A 16,298-nucleotide genomic window follows, 5' to 3' on the forward strand; every position below is an offset into this window, starting at 1 on the left:
AATCGGCAAACAAGCTTATATCACGCGAGAGAACTGTTGCTGGCGCGCCTTGTTGCGCAAGTACACGTCGAAACACATGCAGATATTGCGGATCAGCAGCTGCCCCGTGGAGGAGACCTCCAGACCATCCTCCGTCATACGCACCAATCCATCGTTGATGAAGGTCTGCAGCAGCTTGAGATCGTCGGCAAAATACTCTCTGAAATTGAGACCGTGCGCCTGCTCGACAGCGGCAAAGTTCAGGCGGAAATCACAGATGAGCCGCTTGATCACCTCACGGCGGATCAGATCATCCTGATTGAGCGAGCAGCCTTTCCACTGGGCATGACCCAGCTCTGCAACCTGTGCGTAATACGCCTTGAGCTCTTTCTGGTTCTGGGAATAGGCATCACCGATCATGCTGATGGAGGAGACCCCCAGCCCCAGCAGATCACAATCTCCCTGGGTGGTATAGCCCTGGAAGTTGCGGTGCAGCTTGCCCTCGCGCTGCGCGACCGCCAGCTCGTCATCGGGTTTGGCAAAATGGTCCATACCGATGAACTGATAACCCTGGCCAGTGAGGAAGGCAATGGTGTCCTGCAGCATGGCCAGCTTCTCTTGCGGAGCAGGCATGTCGTCTTCTTTCAGCTTGCGCTGGGCGGCAAAGCGACTCGGCAGATGGGCATAGTTGAAGATGGAAAGGCGCGCCGGATCCGTCTTGAGCACCTCTTCCAGCGTATGGTGGAAGCTGGCACGATCCTGATGCGGCAGGCCATAGATAAGGTCGAGGTTGGTCGAGCGGAAACCCAGTTCTCTAGCCCGTTCCAACATGGCTTTAATAAAGTCGTTGTCCTGCTCGCGGTTGACTGCGACCTGTACATCCTTGTTGAAGTCCTGCACCCCGAGGCTGATGCGGTTAAAGCCGACGTCTCGCAGCACATCCAGCATGGTAATGGCAATCTCGCGCGGATCGACCTCGATGCTGAACTCCCCCTCTTCGGCGAAATGGAAGTGCTCACGCAGCATGGCCATCAGGCGGCGCGTTTGCGCTTCATCCAGATAGGTGGGTGTACCGCCACCCCAGTGCAGCTGGGTGACCAGACGGTGCTTGAAGAGCGGGGCTTGCGCCTTGATCTCCTGCTCCAGGTAGTCGAGGTACTCGTCAGCCTTGTGCTGATGGCGGGTAATGACCTTGTTGCAGCCGCAGTAGTAGCAGAGCTTGTGACAGAAAGGGATGTGCACGTAGAGCGACAGATTGCGCTCAGGATACTGGCCGGCAGCGCGGACAAAATCCGGATAGCCGAAGCTCTCGTTGAACTCCAGCGCAGTGGGATAAGAGGTGTATCGCGGGCCACTGTAGTTATATTTTTCGATCAGGGCCTGATCCCACACAATCTGTTCTGCTTGCACGCTCGCTTCCTCTCTTGTTGTTATTGTTGGCTCACCGACCTAACTGAAAATGCTTCAGCTGGGCAACATCCTTGAGGATCTGAGCCTCCAGCTCGGCCTCGTAGCCGCTTCGTTCGAGATCCATCTTCATCACTTCATTGCGCTTGAGGGCGCGTCTGGCCTCATGAGTCGGCATATCTTTCACCTTCTCATACAGCCCGTACAGACCCGGGAACTCGGCAACGAACGCCCGCCCCCCCTTGATCTGCAACGCATCCAGCAGATTGGTCAGCCGAATGGCGCCTTCGGAGTAATCGCACTGCCCCTCCTGCACCGCATGAGCAATGACCCGCACGCTCTCCAGAATTCGTTCATTGCGAGCGGTAATCGCCTGCCACTGCATCGCTTGCTGTCGTCTCAGCCTGGCCAGCAGCATGCCTGCATAGATGGCCAATCCTGACAAAATCAGGCCGCCCAACAGGGCGGCCAGCATCCATCCACTCATCACTTTTTCTTCGGCTCAGGCTTGGGTTCCGGCTTGAAATCGACCTGGTTGAAACGGTCCCACAGCTCCTCTTCGGAAGCTGGTTTCTGCTCGTCGAACTCGGCGTCATCGCCATCATCAAACGGTAGCTCGTCATCTTCATCATCGTCGTTGTCGATGATGCCCAGCTCATCCATCAGCTCCTGATAACGGTCGACGCGCTGATCAACCCAGGCCTGCTCGGCCGCTTCCAAGGTTTCACCGGCATCAAGACGATCCAGCAGATCATTCAAGCGGTCATCGTTTTCGATGGAAGCCAGCTCCTGCTCGGGCGTCATCACCAGCTTCTTCTCTTTCACCGCCTTGGGTGCTGCCGGCTTCTTCTGTTTGTCATCCACCACCAGAACTACCGGCTTGCGGGAACCGATACGCGGATCTTTGGACTGGCTGTTGCCAGACTTGTTCTTCGGCTGCTCAACTTGCTGACGAGAACCAGCCTTCAGGCCCTTGCGCTTGGCAGCCCGTTTACGCTCACGGCCTTCCTGAGCACTGACATCAGATTCTTTGCGCTTGCCAGTAGGCTTGCGAGTGGGTTGTTTGGCAGACATGAATGGCTAACTCCGAAAATAACTGGTTTGACCCGTACCCGGGATGATCTCACCCGGTGGGATACGATGCGAGGAACAGTAAGGCTGGAACAAGAGCAGGATCCCGCACCAATCAGGCCACTGAACACCGCAGGATCGGTATCCTCTGGGCATGTTGCTGGTATTTTGACACAGAATGGCTAATCGGGTTAATGACCCAAAAGAAAAAAGGCAGCCGAAGCTGCCTTGATATGTTCATGCGTGCGCCATCCTGAATGGCAAAACAATCTGTTTCGTCCTCTCCGTGACAACTTGTCGCCGCATCATATCGTTGTGTGGTCATCCTGACCTTATATTGGTCGTTCCTGAATGTGCGTGTGCCTGTTTGACCCGTCTCGACCGCATCCTGCCATCGTGCCGGGGAGTCTGCATCCCGCAACCCCATCCCGCTCCGGAGATGGTCACCATCCTGATCCTTCAATCCTTTGCCAGCTCATCCGAGCCCATGGCATCCCGCCACGCTAGCCATCCTCTGCTCACAACACCCTGTCGTGAAACCGCCACCCAATCCGTGGGTGAATCCATTAAGCCTACTGTACCAACTCTATAAAGCGGCTCAATCCACTCAAAACATTCTCAACATGTCGAAAAATATCAATATTTATATAATTCATTGATAAATAATGATTATTTAATATTTTATGCAATTTTATGAGCCTTGACCTGCCTTGAGAATGGGAGATCTCTTACAGAACGGGGGGATTAAACCGAGAATTATCTGAAAGCGGCGTTGTTTCCCAAATCAGCTAAAAAGTCATGGCTTCCCCAGCCCCAGGTGACCGTTACACTCGGGGCTTTCTGACTGGCAGACCAAGCCTGTTCAGTTTGTTTATCGCACTCACATACGCCATCACTTCCCCTACCTGACCGTTGTATGTTCGCAGACTGATTTTGCCCATCATTAACTGCTTGAACCGATACATCGCCGTCTCTGCCAGCGAGCGACGGTGATACCCCGATATCTTCTTCCAGTTCGCCAGCCCTTCCTTGCGCATCACCAGCACGGCCTCATTTCTTGGATGCCCCTTTTTCCATAGCCCAGCGTTCTTGCGGGGCGGGATACAGGCTGTCGCCCCTTTGCGCGAGATAAGCTGATGGCTGGCGTTGCTGTCATAAGCGCCATCCGCATAAACATGTCCCAGCTTACGCCGCAGAGGGTTGAGTAAGGTGGGCAACACCTCGGCGTCATGGACATTTTCCAACGACACTTCCGCCGCCACGATATCGTGGGTCACAGGGTCTACCGCCAGATGCAACTTGCGCCACACTCGCCGTTTCTCGGCGCCGTGTTTTCTGACCTTCCACTCGCCTTCACCAAATACCTTCAGGCCGGTTGAGTCGATAACCAGGTCGGTGATACGTCTCTTGGCGGGTTGTCGATAGGCCACAGCTACCGTACGGGCCCGCTTACTTACGCAGCTATAGTCCGGTGCACACAGCGGTACGTTCATCAACTCGAACAGGGAGTCGAGTAGTCTCTGTGTTGCTCGCAGAGTGAGGCTGAAAATCCCCTTGAGCATCAGGAAGGTTGCGATGGTCTGGTCAGTGTAAAGCTGGCTGCGGCCCCGCCGCCCATGATGGTCGTGGTGAAACCAGTTGCTCATGGCCTCAGCATCAACCCAGAAAGTGAGTGAACCACGGTTAATCAAAGACTTGTTGTATTGAGGCCAGTTGGTGATGGGATGAAGCGATATGCCCATGATGCAGACTTGAAGAGGATGGTGGTGATCAGATCACCAAGTCCTCAGTTAGTTCCATTCAAGCGGCATCGATTTGGGAAACAACGCCTCTGAAAGCCATAAAAACAACGGGGAGCCCAGGCTCCCCGTTTCAACTCAAATCGACCGTATCGACTATATCAGTGCAGACCCGCCACATATTTGGAGAGGGCTTCGATATCCTGATCAGTCAGTTTCTTGGCAACATCCCGCATCATGCCATTCGGATCGTTGTCACGAGTGCCGGCACGGAATGCGGTGAGCTGAGCTTTGATATAGGCAGGATGCTGGCCGGACAGGTTTGGATACTTCGCCTGTTCGACACCCGAGCCACGGGGACCATGGCAAGCCGTACAAGCTGCCAGACCACGACTCATGTCACCACCCATATAGAGAGCCTTGCCCGCTTCGACCACGTCGTCAGGGACAGCGATAGGGGTAACCTTCAGGCTGGAGAAATAAGCCGCCAGGTCATCCATGTCCTGTTCCGACAAAGGTAACGCCATCGGCCCCATCACTGGCGCAACCCGGCCAATTTGACCAGAAGCGGCAGCCTTCAGTTCAACTAACTGCTTTTTGATATATGATGCGTGCTGACCAGCAATTTTGGGGTACATATCAACCAGGCTGTTTCCGTCCGGTCCATGACAAGCCGCACAAACGGCAGCCTTGGTCTGTCCCGCAGCGGCATCGCCCTTGGCTTGTGCCATCCCCGTTACGCCAACCATCAGAGCAAGAGTAATGACTAGGTTCTTCATGGCGTTCCAACTTTTCGTTATTAGGCTTCCAGATCCCATGCCGCTGAAGGCATGTTAAAATAAACGCGTTTAAGCGACGCTATTTTACACCATTTTACAAAAAAGTAACTCTATAACCCTCTATCTCCATGGGGAATTTACGTTGGATACACAAACTCTGAATTTCAATAAGGTGCATTTTGTGACCAGCGCACCCGACATCCGTCACCTGCCAAATGATGGAGGTGTCGAGATCGCGTTTGCCGGCCGTTCCAACGCCGGTAAGTCATCTGCATTGAACACCTTAACCAAACACAAGAACCTGGCACGCACCAGTAAGACTCCAGGTCGTACCCAGCTGATCAACCTGTTTGAACTGGAACCGGGTAAGCGTCTTGTCGACTTGCCGGGTTATGGTTATGCGCAAGTTCCGCTGGAAATGAAGCTCAAGTGGCAAAAGTCACTGGCAGAGTATCTGCAGCGCCGTGAGTCATTGAAAGGCCTGGTGATCCTGATGGACATCCGCCACCCGCTCAAAGATACCGACATGAACATGCTGGAGTGGAGCTCGCACCGTCAGTTGCCCGTCATGCTGCTGCTGACCAAGGCTGACAAATTGAGCCCCGGCCCGCGCAACAACCAGGTAATCAAGGTGCGCCAGGCCGTTGCCAACCTCGGTTCCCAGATCCAGGTCGAAGCATTCTCCTCTCTCACCAATATCGGTGTGGAGAAGCTGGCGCAAACCCTGACCGAATGGTACGTCAGTGGTGACGATACCGACCTGCTGAACGCTGACAAACAGCAACCTGCCGAGGAGTAATCTACTCCTCGCTCTCCTTGCAATTGGCGGAGCACTCCTCCGCTGATTGAAAGGGTTTCAGATTGCCGCTTTCACCTGCCTCACGACAAACACCCCGCATTCGGCTCCCTTGCTATATCTATTACCGCTTACAGTTCATATAGATAGGCAGTTAATTCACATAAAGAATTAACTTAAGTAGGCGTTGATAGCGTTTTCAAATTCGTTCTTTCAAAACGAACAATAATTACAAAAAGAGACAAAAATGAAATTTAATTACAAGATCTAACCGGAAGGGATAAAAATGAGGCCGGACGACAGTGATGCCATCCAGCCTGAAATAATAAGTTCAAAAAATTGGGAAGAAGCTGAATCTTGAGTACCAGACGACAGGTATTCCTCAAGAAGCAGCCTCATTCTATCAAATGCATCGCCAATTTAAAGCATTTACTCTAAATGGTGCGCATAAAAAAACACCCCGACGAGAACCTCATCGGGGCAGCTATTCAGCCACATTCAATTACGTGAAATAAAAGGTCTGAAAGATAGAACATCTTACCTCTGTACCCTACGCAGTCAACTGTACAGCAAAGCAGCAGAAAGTGAAAGTAATTTATGTAATTTAGTTTCACAACTTTCAGATCAAGAAAAAATCTTTTACTTTCATGCAGATAAAAAAATCCCCAGTACGAATACCGGGGAGTTATAAAGGTGACTAGCTAGCACTTCCTCAACTATCTAGTTAGTCAGCGCCATTTCAAAGTAGTTCCGCTACAAAACAAAAAAACTTTGAAAAATCAGAGGTAGATAGCGCCATCTTCAGCAAACTCTTGTTCTTCAATGAGTTTTTCAGCCATATCTTCAATATCAAAACGTACACTTTCGAAGGCTCTGACGATGTCATCCTCTCTCGTCAGCGCCAGACCTGTCATTCTCTCCAGTCGCCGCTGGCTAATGTAACAATCTATCAGCGCCCCCATCTGCTGGGCAGGAAAATGCACCCGCTGTTGGTCAGCCTGCCACTCCATCAGGTCGGGAAACAGAATACCCTGGTTCATATCACCCCCAAGTTACGCTTCAACTCTCTCAATACCTGTTTAGTCCCGGGACGAATTCCGCGCCACACGGTAAACGCTTCGGCTGCCTGTTCCACCAGCATGCCGAGTCCATCCATGGTTTGACGGGCCCCATGCTGTTTGGCCCAACTGATAAACGCCGTATCCGAGGCGCCATACATCATGTCGTAGATGGCAATATCAGTGTGGATCAGGGCAGGGGCCAACGGCGGCAGCTCTCCTTGCAGGCTGGCAGAAGTCGAATTGATGACGAGATCGAATAGCCCTGCCAACTGCTCATAGGTCTGGGCAGTCACAGGCCCCAGATCGCAGAATTCGGCAGCCAACTGTTGCGCTTTTGTGTGGGTGCGGTTGGCGATCACCAGCTCGCTCGGCAACTCAGCCAGCAGCGGCGCCAATGCACCGCGAGCAGCGCCACCGGCACCCAGCAGCAGGATCCGGCTATCCGCCAGCGTCACACCATGGGACTTGAGATCGGCGACCAATCCAGCGCCATCGGTATTATCCCCCAGCAACACGCCATCATCGGTCAGCTTGATGGTATTGACCGCGCCCGCCCGCTTGGCCCTCGGGCTCAAGCGATCGACCAGAGTGAATGCCTGCTCCTTGAACGGCACAGTGACGTTGCAGCCCTTGCCCCCTTGGTCAAAGAAGGTGCACAGGGCTTGGGCAAACTCGTCGACGGCGGGTTCAGCCAGCCCATACTCCAGCTCTTGCTGGGTTTGTCTGGCAAACAGGGTGTGAATGAAGGGGGACTTGCTGTGGCGCACCGGGTGGCCAAAAACCAGATAACGATCCATCAAAGAGTTCCATCAGAGGGCAATATTCCGATTTAACGGGTTTTCACTCTCGGGAACAAGCCGAATAACGGCCAGTAAAAAGGGACCATCATGGTCCCTCGGGTCACAGCCACTCTCGCGGCGTGAGGTAATCGGTGTAGAGCAAGGCTTCAGGAGTGCCCGCCTCCGGCTGCCAGTCATACTCCCAACGTGCCAGCGGTGGCATCGACATCAGGATTGACTCGGTACGTCCGCCGGTCTGCAGCCCGAACAGGGTGCCACGGTCATACACCAGATTGAACTCCACATAACGGCCGCGACGATAGAGCTGGAACTCCCGCTCCCGCTCGCCATAGGGCAGTGCCTTGCGTCGTTCGATGATCGGCAGGTAGGCGTCGAGATAACCCCGACCTACCGCCCGCATAAAGGCAAAGCAGTCGGCAAAGGGCCAGCGATTCAGATCGTCGAAGAAGAGACCGCCCACCCCCCGCGTCTCGTTGCGGTGTTTGAGGAAGAAGTAGCGATCGCACCAAGATTTGAACTCGGGGTAGATCTCATCACCAAATGGCTGGCAGAGATCACGGGAGACCTGATGCCAGTGCTGGACATCCTCGGCAAACGGGTAGAATGGCGTCAAATCGAAGCCACCGCCAAACCACCAAATGGGCTCTTCACCCTCTTTCTCGGCGATGAAGAAACGGACGTTGGCGTGGCTGGTCGGCACATAGGGGTTGTGCGGATGGATCACCAGCGACACGCCCATCGCCTCGAACTTGCGACCGGCCAACTCGGGCCGATGGGCTGTAGCAGAGGCAGGCATGGCATCGCCATAGACATGGGAGAAGTTGACGCCCCCCTGCTCGATCACCGCGCCGTGGCGCAGCACACGGGTGCGACCACCGCCACCGCCTTCACGGCTCCAGGCATCTTCCACAAAGTGTCCACTGCCATCGGCCTGCTCCAGACCACGGCAGATCTCGTCCTGCAACTGCAACAGGAAGGCCTTGACCTGGGCCACATCCGGTTTGCTCATCTTGTCTCCAGTCAGGCAGGATCGTGAACGCCCTGTCCATTTTTATAGTTAAATCAATCCGATGAGCTCACAGTTCAGCGGATTGATAGCAAATCATGACGTATCCGCCAGCTCAGGAGGGGCGAATAATGGCGCCGGTTCGGGCGTCCTTGATCTCGGATGGGTTAGCTTGACCACCCACTTCACCGGGCAGGATATAGGCTAACTTGCTTGCCAGCCGCTCACCAATATCGGCCACCCGACGGGCAGGCTCCTCACCGGTCAGGTTGGCGCTGGTAGAGACCAGCGGCTTGCCAAAGGCACGGCACAAGGCCTGCACCTGAGGATGAGCCGTCACGCGTACCGCCAGGGTCTCGAACTGCCCGGTCAGCCAGGTCGGCGTCGTTGCACGGGCAGGCATGATCCAGGTAAAGGGGCCGGGCCAGCTGGCTTCAACCCGAGCAAGTTGTTCATCGCTAAGCTGGCTCAGATCGATGTAGTCCTGCAGCTGTGCTATGTCGGCAGCAATCAGGATCAACCCCTTCTCAACCGGACGCTGCTTGATGGCCAGCAGTCGCTGCACCGCAGCTTCGGAGTCGGGATCACACCCCAGACCAAACACGGCCTCGGTCGCATAAGCAATCACCCCTTCCTGCTGGAGGGCGGCAACCGCCTGTTCAAATTCATTTGGCATAGGAAAAATGCGGCAGCCAAGCTGCCGCCTCGTCACTTAGTAGCAAGTTGAATCCGTATGGCGGCGACCATGGCAAAGTGACGTGTTGCTGTTGCACAGGAAAAATACGACACATCCGGATCGCCACCTATTCACTTACTTGAGTTGAGCCTGCAGGGCGGCATCCTTGGCCATCACCTCTTCGGCATTCTTCTGGCGTTCGGCCCGAACCTTGGCCGCCAGTTCATCATCGGCTACTGCCAGCATCTGGGCTGCCAGATAACCTGCGTTCTTGGCACCGGCTTTGCCGATCGCCACGGTCGCCACCGGTACACCACCCGGCATCTGCACGGTGGAGAGTAGCGCATCCAGCCCCTTAAGCGGGCCACCATCGATGGGCACCCCGATCACGGGACGAGTCGTGATGCCGGCTACGGCACCCGCCAAATGCGCCGCCAGACCGGCAGCACAGATAAAGACCTTGCAGCCACGGGCCTCGGCATCGGTCACATACTGATGGGTCGCAGCCGGCGTGCGGTGCGCGGAGGTGACTTTGACTTCCACTGCGATATCAAATGACTTGAGCACCTCGAGGGTGGTTTGCATCACGGGGAAATCAGAATCAGAGCCCATCAATACGGCAACAAAGGGTTTATTCATGGTGGGAATTTCCTTACTCCAAGTGGGGGGTTGAAGTTCACCGAAAACGTTTCAATCCGGTTGCGGCGGCGGGATTATACCTGCTCACTTTGGTGGCCGCATTTCTTTTGCGGACAGACCCAACGCAGAGTTCCCCTCACTTTTTTCTCTACCATGATGCCCCAACCACACGCGGGACAAGGCATGGGGATCGGCTTGTCGTTCACCACATATTTGCAGTGTGGATAGCCATCACAGGAGTAAAACTGCTTGCCGTAGCGGGAGGTGCGGCTCACCAGATGACCCTTGCCGCACTCGGGGCAGAGGATCTGGGTATCATCGCTCTCCTGCAGGGATTCGATGTGCTGACAGGCCGGATACTGGGTACAACCGACAAAGAGACCGTAACGCCCCTTCTTGATCGCCAACGGCTCTCCGCAATCGGGACAGGCCGAGCCTTCGAGCACCTTTTCGATGTCGCGGCCGGATGGCGTCAGGGAGCGAATGTAATCACAGGCAGGATAGGCAGAACAGCCGAGAAAGGGGCCATGTTTGCCCTGGCGGATCACCAGCTCGGCCCCGCACTGCGGGCACGGCTCGCGCTCGAAGGCATGTTCGTGGGCTGAAAAGAGGTGATGATCGATTTTTGACATAGGCCGCGCCTTGAAATCCAGATGGCCTGAATTCTACCAGCGCGGCACCGGACTGTCAGTGAATGACGCCGTCTGACTCATCAAACACCAGCTCTTCCATCTGCTGGTAGGCATTTTCACTGCCCGGTACGTTGAACAGCACCATCATGACGACCCACTTCAGGTCATCCAGCTCGATATCCGGCTTGTCCAGCTCGAGCAGGCGCTCGATACAGATCTCGCGGGTTTCGGCATTCAGCACCTGGGCCTGTTCCAGAAAGAGCAGGAAGCCGCGGCACTCGGTGCTGAGGCGTGCCAGCTCTTGCGGAGCATAGATACGCATCGAGCCTTGCGCGCTGGCGGTAACATAGACCTCCCGCTCGCTGTCGTGCAGATTGGCCAGCCGCTCCAGCCAGTCGAGCGCCTTGTCGATCTCTTCTTTATCGAAACCGGCCCGGCTCAACTCGTCGGTGAGCTCATCCTGCTCGACCATCACATCTGCATCGCTGTGGATGTAGGTCTCGAAAAGGTACATCAATACATCAAACATGATTCGCCCTCCTCGCTCTGACGTATCCACCGGCTACCGCCATCACTGCACCGGCCAGCTCCAGCTCTACCAACCTGCCCAATACCACTTCGACAGGAAGCTGGGCCCGCTCGGCAACGGTATCCACGCTCGTGGTCTCATAATCTACGTTATCCAACAAATCGGCATAAGGCAATTCGCTATTATGCGGTTGCTCAGATGGTATGACCGAGGAATGTGGCCGTGCGACCCACTCTGGCAGCTCTTCCACTATATCGGCCGCACTCAGCACAAGTTTGGCCCCCTGCTGAATTAATCTGTTACACCCTATCGCCTGGGCATTTTGCGGGGCGCCGGGTACCGCAAACACTTCGCGCCCCTGCTCCAATGCATAGCGGGCAGTGATCAGCGAACCGCTCTGCTCGGTCGCCTCCACCACCAGAGTTCCCAGCGACAGACCACTGATAATACGGTTGCGACGAGGAAAATGTTCAGCCAGCGGCCCTTTATCCGGCGCCAGCTCGGAGATAAGCAAACCACCGCTCTCCAGAATCTGGCCTGCCAGCCCCTGATGGCGTTTGGGGTAGAGGCAATCCAGCCCGGAACCCAACACGGCAAGGGTGATACCGCCACCAGCCAGCGCTTGCTGATGGCAGACACCATCGATACCAAGAGCAAGACCCGAGGTGATGGCGAACCCGCATCCAACCAGCTCGCTACAGAGGCGTGACGCATTATCTTTGCCTGCATAGGTAGGATGGCGTGTCCCCACCATTGCCAGCTGGGGTAGCGACAGCGCAGCAAGATCGCCACGACAGTAGAGCAACAGGGGGGCCGCGGGAATTTCCCGCAACAAGGGTGGATAAATCGGGTGATCTTGCGGAATAAGGAGATTGTCAGGCAACGCGGCCCAAGCCAGGCTCAGCTCAACCACCGGCGAGGGCCAGCGCAGTTGCCTGACCTGCTCTGACGACAAACCCATACCATGCAGTTGCGCTTCATCGCTCTGAAACAGGGCCTCAATACTTCCCCCAGCCCGTTCCAACAGACGTGCAGCGGTCACCGGACCGATACCGGTGACCGCATCGAGAGTTAGCCAGAGCGCCAGACGTGCGTCGGGGTAGTTCACGTCAGAAGTGAGTGACCTGATAGCCCGCACTCACCATGTCGTTACTCTGCATGATGAGACCGTAACTCAGCTTGTCATACACCTTGAACAACATGACACGGGCAATCGCTTCAGAGGGCAGTGGTGCCTTCTTGTTGCTGCTGTAAAACACCCGGTTAAAAACCGACGAGAGCTCCTTGTACTGTACATCGCCATTCTTGGTGACCAGAGCAGCACCGGGCCGTCTGACATCCAGTACATCCCCTGCGACCAGTTGATCGCGGCCTCCCCGGTTGATCAGCACCACATCAAACTTGCCACCGCCCCGGGTCTTGTTCGGCAAATCGATGATATAGCCAGGCGTGATGGCAGGTGCCGCTTTCGGTGTGAAGACGGCGGGCATGTTCTCCTGAGCGGGCAGCGGCATCACCTTGTCGCCCTGCAGCACTTCGCGCTGGTTATGAGTCAGAGTCACCTCGGTCCGATCGCCATCAAGACGCGCCACGGCCCGCACCACACCGGCAAAGATCGCCTCCTGGCCCAGCAGTTCACCGGTTTCGCGATCCTTGTAGACCACTCCGGGGTGATAAATGCCATAGACCTGCCCCGGTGTCAGGGAGCCCTGTACATAGAGGGTGTCCCCCTCCAGCATGCCGATATGTTTCTGATCCGACCCCAGCAGATAGGGCAAGGTTTTCTGCTGCTGGCTCTCAGCCAGAATATGGTCGGTTTGCAGGAAGGGGCCGATCTCGCTGATAGGCAGGGTCGGAATGGGGTTCGCTTTGTTCTCGTAACGGGTTTTCGGGCCGAGACGGATGACTTGCTTGCCACCCTGCATCGCCTTGCCGAGCCGGGGTTCACCATTGACCCAGCTCAGATGCAGTACATCACCGGGGTAGATCCAGTGAGGATTGGCAATCTGCGGATTGATGTTCCAGAGACGGGGCCAGAGCCAGGGTTCGGAAAGATACTTGCCGGAGATATCCCACAGGGTGTCGCCTTTTTGCACTACATAACTTTCGGGGTAACCCGCTTTCAGCCTGAGCTGATCGGCCAATGCTGCCTGACTCACGGTCACCAGCAGGCAGGCGAGGATGGTTTGCTTCAGATACATAACACTCCCTGTTACTTCTGTACGCAAAGTGTTGCTGTTTTTTGTCGGCGTAAATGACTAGAATTACGCCAATATTGACTGCATTTATACGAAACTAAAGAAAAAACTATGGCCATTCTAGATGTATTGCGTTTTCCCGATGAGCGCCTGCGCACCGTTGCAGCCCCTGTCGAGACCTTTACACCCGAGTTACAACAGATTGTAGATGATATGTTCGAAACCATGTACGCGGAGGAAGGCATTGGCCTAGCCGCGACTCAGGTCGACATTCACCAGCGCATCATAGTGATCGATGTCTCTGAAAACCGTGAAGATCCTCTGGTATTGATCAATCCGGAGGTCATCGAGCAATGCGGCAGCACCGGCATTGAAGAGGGTTGCCTCTCCGTGCCCGGCAGCCGTGCTCTGGTGCCTCGCGCTGAACAGATCAAAATCCGCGCCCTGGATCGCAACGGCAAGCCGTTCGAGCTGGAAGCCGACGATCTGCTCGCCATCTGCATCCAGCATGAGATGGATCATCTGGTCGGCAAGCTATTTGTGGATTACTTGTCCCCGCTCAAGCGCCAGCGCATTCGCCAGAAGCTGGAAAAGATGGCCCGTGAAGATCGCAAAGTCCTCTGAGGATCTGCCCCATTGAATAAGCTGAAACTGATTTTTGCCGGTACTCCCGACTTCGCCGCCCGTCACCTGGCGGCGTTGTTGTCTTCCGACCACGAGGTCGTTGCCGTTTATACCCAGCCTGACAAGCCTGCTGGCCGTGGCCAGAAGCTCACCGCCAGCCCGGTCAAAGAGCTGGCACTGGCCCACAACCTGCCGGTTTACCAACCTGCCTCTCTGCGCAAGGAAGAGGCACAAGCCGAGCTTGCTGCACTGGGTGCCGACCTGATGGTGGTGGTGGCCTACGGCCTGATCCTGCCCAAGGTGGTGCTCGATACCCCGCGGCTGGGCTGCATCAACGTCCATGGCTCCCTGCTGCCCCGCTGGCGCGGTGCCGCACCGATCCAGCGCTCTATCTGGGCGGGCGATGCCGAAACCGGCGTCACCATCATGCAGATGGATGTGGGACTGGATACCGGCGCCATGATCCGCAAAGTGATCTGCCCCATCGCCGCCGACGAGACCTCCGCCAGCCTCTATGACAAGCTGGCCGAGCTGGGCCCGCAAGCACTGGTCGACACCATCAATGCCATGGCCGCCGGTGAAACCGCTGCCGAGGCGCAAGATGATGCGCTGGCCAACTACGCCGAAAAGCTCTCCAAGGAAGAGGCCCGCATCGACTGGTCGATGGAGGCTGTTGCCATCGAACGCTGCATCCGCTCGTTCAACCCCTGGCCCATCAGCTGGTTTGAAGTGGCTGACCAGACCGTCAAGGTATGGCAAGCCGCCGTCATTGACAGCGACCACGGCCAACCCGCCGGCACCCTGCTCAAGGCCGACAAGCAGGGGATCGACATCGCCACCGGCAAAGGGGTACTGCGCCTGCTGACCCTGCAACCGCCCGGCAAGAAGGCGATGTCCGTTGCGGATCTGCTCAACTCTCGCCGCGACTGGTTTGAACCCGGCACGCAATTGAATTGAACTGGATTGAATTGACACAAGCGGGGCCCAGGCCCCGACTTGCGCATCTAAGGTAACTCTATGAAAACACGTGCACAGGCCGCTCTCGTTATTCAACAGGTGCTGGATCAGGGTCAATCCCTCTCCGCTGTTCTGCCTGCTGCCCAGGAGAAGGTTGCGCCCCGTGATCGCGCTCTCCTGCAAGAACTCTGCTACGGCACCCTGCGCTGGCTGCCCCGCCTCGATGCGGCAGTTAACGAGATGATGGACAAACCGCTCAAGAACAAGAGCCGCATTTTCCACTACCTCATCCTGGTCGGTCTCTATCAGCTCATCTACACCCGCATTCCGGCTCACGCCGCGGTGGCCGAGACCGTCAACGCCGTCAAACTGCTCAAGGGCACCTCCCTGCGTGGCCTCATCAACGGCGTGCTGCGCAACTTCCAGCGCAGCGCCGAAGTCATTCTGCTGCGTATCGACCGCGTTCCCAGCATTCGCCTCGGTCATCCGGAGTGGCTCACCAAGCGCCTGCGTCAGGCCTATCACGATGAGTGGGAATTCATCATGGAGGCGAACAACCAGCGCCCCCCCATGTGGATCCGCAACAACAGCCAGCGCCAGAGCCGCGATGCCATGCTGGCTCGCATGGCCGAAGCCGGCATCAATGCCGTGGCCGGTGAAGAGGGCGAGGATTGCATCCTGCTGGAGCGTCCTTGCGATGTGACCAAGCTGCCCGGCTTCGAGGTCGGTGACTGCTCGGTACAGGATGGTGCAGCACAACAGGCTGCCGCCCTGCTCGACCCGCAACCGGGTGAATGGGTGCTGGATGCCTGCGCCGCCCCCGGCGGCAAGACCGCCCACCTGCTGGAGCGTCAGCCCAAGCTGGCTGGCGTGGTTGCCGTTGATGCCGACGAGAACCGCCTCAAGCGGGTGCAGGAGAACCTGGATCGCATCGGCCTGACCGCCAAAGTGATCCACGGCGATGCCGCGGCACCGGAACAGTGGTGGCCGGAGGGCCAGTTCGACCGCATCCTGCTGGATGCCCCCTGCTCCGCCACTGGTGTTATCCGTCGCCACCCCGACATCAAGTGGTTGCGCCGTGATCAGGACATCCGCGAGCTGGCCGAGCTGCAGCGCCGCATTCTCAATGCCCTCTGGGGCAAGCTGAAAAGCGGCGGCACCCTGCTCTACGCCACCTGCTCCGTCCTGCCGGAAGAGAACCGCGACCAGATCCGCGCCTTCCTTGCCGCGACCAAAGATGCCAAATTGGTACCGTTGCACGAACAGGACATTCCGGACTGCCCGGGTCGCCAGTTCCTGCCGGGTGAAGCCGAGATGGATGGCTTCTACTACGCCAAGCTGGTCAAGCTGTGACGCTGACATGCTTCTTCCGGGGCAATCGCCATGCAGGCGAAATGCCCCTTTA

At 56.4% G+C, this 16,298-nt stretch carries 18 protein-coding genes; 4 read left to right on the forward strand and 14 right to left on the reverse strand.

Going from position 1 to position 16,298, the window contains the following annotated elements; translation table 11 throughout:
- Positions 1–15: 15 nt before the first annotated feature.
- From hemN to ACTG2U_RS12065, 5 genes are all read right to left on the reverse strand, one after another.
- Positions 16–1,389: an oxygen-independent coproporphyrinogen III oxidase gene (hemN, locus tag ACTG2U_RS12045; protein ID WP_335812535.1), complete on the reverse strand. Its 1,374-nt coding sequence runs from the start codon at positions 1,387–1,389 to the stop codon at positions 16–18.
- A gap of 31 nt (positions 1,390–1,420) precedes the next feature.
- Complete coding sequence (locus ACTG2U_RS12050; protein WP_439975123.1) at positions 1,421–1,861, reverse strand: DUF2489 domain-containing protein; 441 nt, start codon at positions 1,859–1,861, stop codon at positions 1,421–1,423.
- 11 nt (positions 1,862–1,872) lie between these two features.
- On the reverse strand, positions 1,873–2,460 hold the full coding sequence (gene yihI, locus ACTG2U_RS12055) for a Der GTPase-activating protein YihI (protein WP_019445784.1): 588 nt from the start codon (positions 2,458–2,460) through the stop codon (positions 1,873–1,875).
- A gap of 821 nt (positions 2,461–3,281) precedes the next feature.
- Positions 3,282–4,199, reverse strand: coding sequence for an IS5 family transposase (locus ACTG2U_RS12060; RefSeq protein ID WP_439974528.1), 918 nt, complete (start codon positions 4,197–4,199; stop codon positions 3,282–3,284).
- 158 nt (positions 4,200–4,357) lie between these two features.
- On the reverse strand, positions 4,358–4,975 hold the full coding sequence (locus tag ACTG2U_RS12065) for a c-type cytochrome (protein ID WP_005339710.1): 618 nt from the start codon (positions 4,973–4,975) through the stop codon (positions 4,358–4,360).
- 142 nt (positions 4,976–5,117) lie between these two features.
- Between ACTG2U_RS12065 and yihA the strand changes: the two genes are divergently transcribed.
- Positions 5,118–5,774 carry a ribosome biogenesis GTP-binding protein YihA/YsxC gene (gene yihA / locus ACTG2U_RS12070; RefSeq protein ID WP_335843568.1) on the forward strand — a complete coding sequence of 219 codons (657 nt, stop codon included), beginning with the start codon at positions 5,118–5,120 and terminating at the stop codon, positions 5,772–5,774.
- A 776-nt stretch (positions 5,775–6,550) separates the two neighbouring features.
- Here the strand turns inward: yihA and ACTG2U_RS12075 are convergent.
- The 9 genes from ACTG2U_RS12075 to ACTG2U_RS12115 form a co-directional block, all read right to left on the reverse strand.
- Positions 6,551–6,811 carry a DUF1488 domain-containing protein gene (locus ACTG2U_RS12075; RefSeq protein WP_106844297.1) on the reverse strand — a complete coding sequence of 87 codons (261 nt, stop codon included), beginning with the start codon at positions 6,809–6,811 and terminating at the stop codon, positions 6,551–6,553.
- Positions 6,808–7,629: a shikimate dehydrogenase gene (gene aroE, locus ACTG2U_RS12080; protein ID WP_252656550.1), complete on the reverse strand. Its 822-nt coding sequence runs from the start codon at positions 7,627–7,629 to the stop codon at positions 6,808–6,810. The genes ACTG2U_RS12075 and aroE overlap by 4 nt, the downstream gene beginning before the upstream one ends.
- 103 nt (positions 7,630–7,732) lie before the next feature.
- Entirely contained in the window at positions 7,733–8,641 is a 909-nt protein-coding gene (gene hemF, locus ACTG2U_RS12085) for an oxygen-dependent coproporphyrinogen oxidase (protein ID WP_236272009.1), read from the reverse strand.
- A gap of 112 nt (positions 8,642–8,753) precedes the next feature.
- Positions 8,754–9,314 (reverse strand): L-threonylcarbamoyladenylate synthase, encoded by a 561-nt coding sequence (locus ACTG2U_RS12090; RefSeq protein ID WP_101530326.1) that lies wholly within the window; start codon positions 9,312–9,314, stop codon positions 8,754–8,756.
- A 135-nt stretch (positions 9,315–9,449) separates the two neighbouring features.
- Positions 9,450–9,953: a 5-(carboxyamino)imidazole ribonucleotide mutase gene (gene purE / locus ACTG2U_RS12095; RefSeq protein ID WP_005339704.1), complete on the reverse strand. Its 504-nt coding sequence runs from the start codon at positions 9,951–9,953 to the stop codon at positions 9,450–9,452.
- 74 nt (positions 9,954–10,027) lie between these two features.
- Positions 10,028–10,585 (reverse strand): DNA topoisomerase family protein, encoded by a 558-nt coding sequence (locus tag ACTG2U_RS12100; protein ID WP_005339702.1) that lies wholly within the window; start codon positions 10,583–10,585, stop codon positions 10,028–10,030.
- 55 nt (positions 10,586–10,640) lie between these two features.
- Positions 10,641–11,114: a DUF494 family protein gene (locus ACTG2U_RS12105; protein WP_005339699.1), complete on the reverse strand. Its 474-nt coding sequence runs from the start codon at positions 11,112–11,114 to the stop codon at positions 10,641–10,643.
- Entirely contained in the window at positions 11,107–12,222 is a 1,116-nt protein-coding gene (gene dprA / locus ACTG2U_RS12110; protein ID WP_439974529.1) for a DNA-processing protein DprA, read from the reverse strand. Before dprA ends, ACTG2U_RS12105 begins: the two co-directional genes overlap by 8 nt.
- Before the next feature lies 1 nt (position 12,223).
- Positions 12,224–13,315 (reverse strand): LysM peptidoglycan-binding domain-containing protein, encoded by a 1,092-nt coding sequence (locus ACTG2U_RS12115; protein WP_429013393.1) that lies wholly within the window; start codon positions 13,313–13,315, stop codon positions 12,224–12,226.
- Positions 13,316–13,423: 108 nt separating this feature from the next.
- Here ACTG2U_RS12115 and def point away from each other — a divergent pair, with 108 nt between their 5' ends.
- Genes def through rsmB form a run of 3 tightly spaced genes read left to right on the forward strand, consistent with a single transcriptional unit; the run spans position 13,424 to position 16,246 of the window.
- Complete coding sequence (def, locus tag ACTG2U_RS12120) at positions 13,424–13,936, forward strand: peptide deformylase (RefSeq protein WP_005357510.1); 513 nt, start codon at positions 13,424–13,426, stop codon at positions 13,934–13,936.
- Between the two features lie 12 nt (positions 13,937–13,948).
- A complete protein-coding gene (gene fmt / locus ACTG2U_RS12125; protein ID WP_439974530.1) occupies positions 13,949–14,893 on the forward strand; it encodes a methionyl-tRNA formyltransferase in 945 nt (314 codons plus the stop codon).
- A 60-nt stretch (positions 14,894–14,953) separates the two neighbouring features.
- Positions 14,954–16,246: a 16S rRNA (cytosine(967)-C(5))-methyltransferase RsmB gene (gene rsmB / locus ACTG2U_RS12130; RefSeq protein ID WP_429031137.1), complete on the forward strand. Its 1,293-nt coding sequence runs from the start codon at positions 14,954–14,956 to the stop codon at positions 16,244–16,246.
- Positions 16,247–16,298 lie beyond the last annotated feature (52 nt).

The organism is Aeromonas sp. 95A (genome assembly GCF_051919235.1).
Taxonomy (GTDB): Bacteria; Pseudomonadota; Gammaproteobacteria; order Enterobacterales; family Aeromonadaceae; genus Aeromonas; species Aeromonas veronii.

What these genes read in the sequence shown, in the direction of transcription:
- ACTG2U_RS12050 (WP_439975123.1), bottom strand. Translation starts at nt 1,861, where the DNA reads ATGCTGGCCGCCCTGTTGGGCGGCCTGATTTTGTCAGGATTGGCCATC.
- yihI (WP_019445784.1), bottom strand. Translation starts at nt 2,460, where the DNA reads ATGTCTGCCAAACAACCCACTCGCAAGCCTACTGGCAAGCGCAAAGAA.
- ACTG2U_RS12060 (WP_439974528.1), bottom strand. Translation starts at nt 4,199, where the DNA reads ATGGGCATATCGCTTCATCCCATCACCAACTGGCCTCAATACAACAAG.
- ACTG2U_RS12065 (WP_005339710.1), bottom strand. Translation starts at nt 4,975, where the DNA reads ATGAAGAACCTAGTCATTACTCTTGCTCTGATGGTTGGCGTAACGGGG.
- ACTG2U_RS12075 (WP_106844297.1), bottom strand. Translation starts at nt 6,811, where the DNA reads ATGAACCAGGGTATTCTGTTTCCCGACCTGATGGAGTGGCAGGCTGAC.
- aroE (WP_252656550.1), bottom strand. Translation starts at nt 7,629, where the DNA reads ATGGATCGTTATCTGGTTTTTGGCCACCCGGTGCGCCACAGCAAGTCC.
- hemF (WP_236272009.1), bottom strand. Translation starts at nt 8,641, where the DNA reads ATGAGCAAACCGGATGTGGCCCAGGTCAAGGCCTTCCTGTTGCAGTTG.
- ACTG2U_RS12090 (WP_101530326.1), bottom strand. Translation starts at nt 9,314, where the DNA reads ATGCCAAATGAATTTGAACAGGCGGTTGCCGCCCTCCAGCAGGAAGGG.
- purE (WP_005339704.1), bottom strand. Translation starts at nt 9,953, where the DNA reads ATGAATAAACCCTTTGTTGCCGTATTGATGGGCTCTGATTCTGATTTC.
- ACTG2U_RS12100 (WP_005339702.1), bottom strand. Translation starts at nt 10,585, where the DNA reads ATGTCAAAAATCGATCATCACCTCTTTTCAGCCCACGAACATGCCTTC.
- ACTG2U_RS12105 (WP_005339699.1), bottom strand. Translation starts at nt 11,114, where the DNA reads ATGTTTGATGTATTGATGTACCTTTTCGAGACCTACATCCACAGCGAT.
- ACTG2U_RS12115 (WP_429013393.1), bottom strand. Translation starts at nt 13,315, where the DNA reads ATGTATCTGAAGCAAACCATCCTCGCCTGCCTGCTGGTGACCGTGAGT.
- def (WP_005357510.1), top strand. Translation starts at nt 13,424, where the DNA reads ATGGCCATTCTAGATGTATTGCGTTTTCCCGATGAGCGCCTGCGCACC.
- rsmB (WP_429031137.1), top strand. Translation starts at nt 14,954, where the DNA reads ATGAAAACACGTGCACAGGCCGCTCTCGTTATTCAACAGGTGCTGGAT.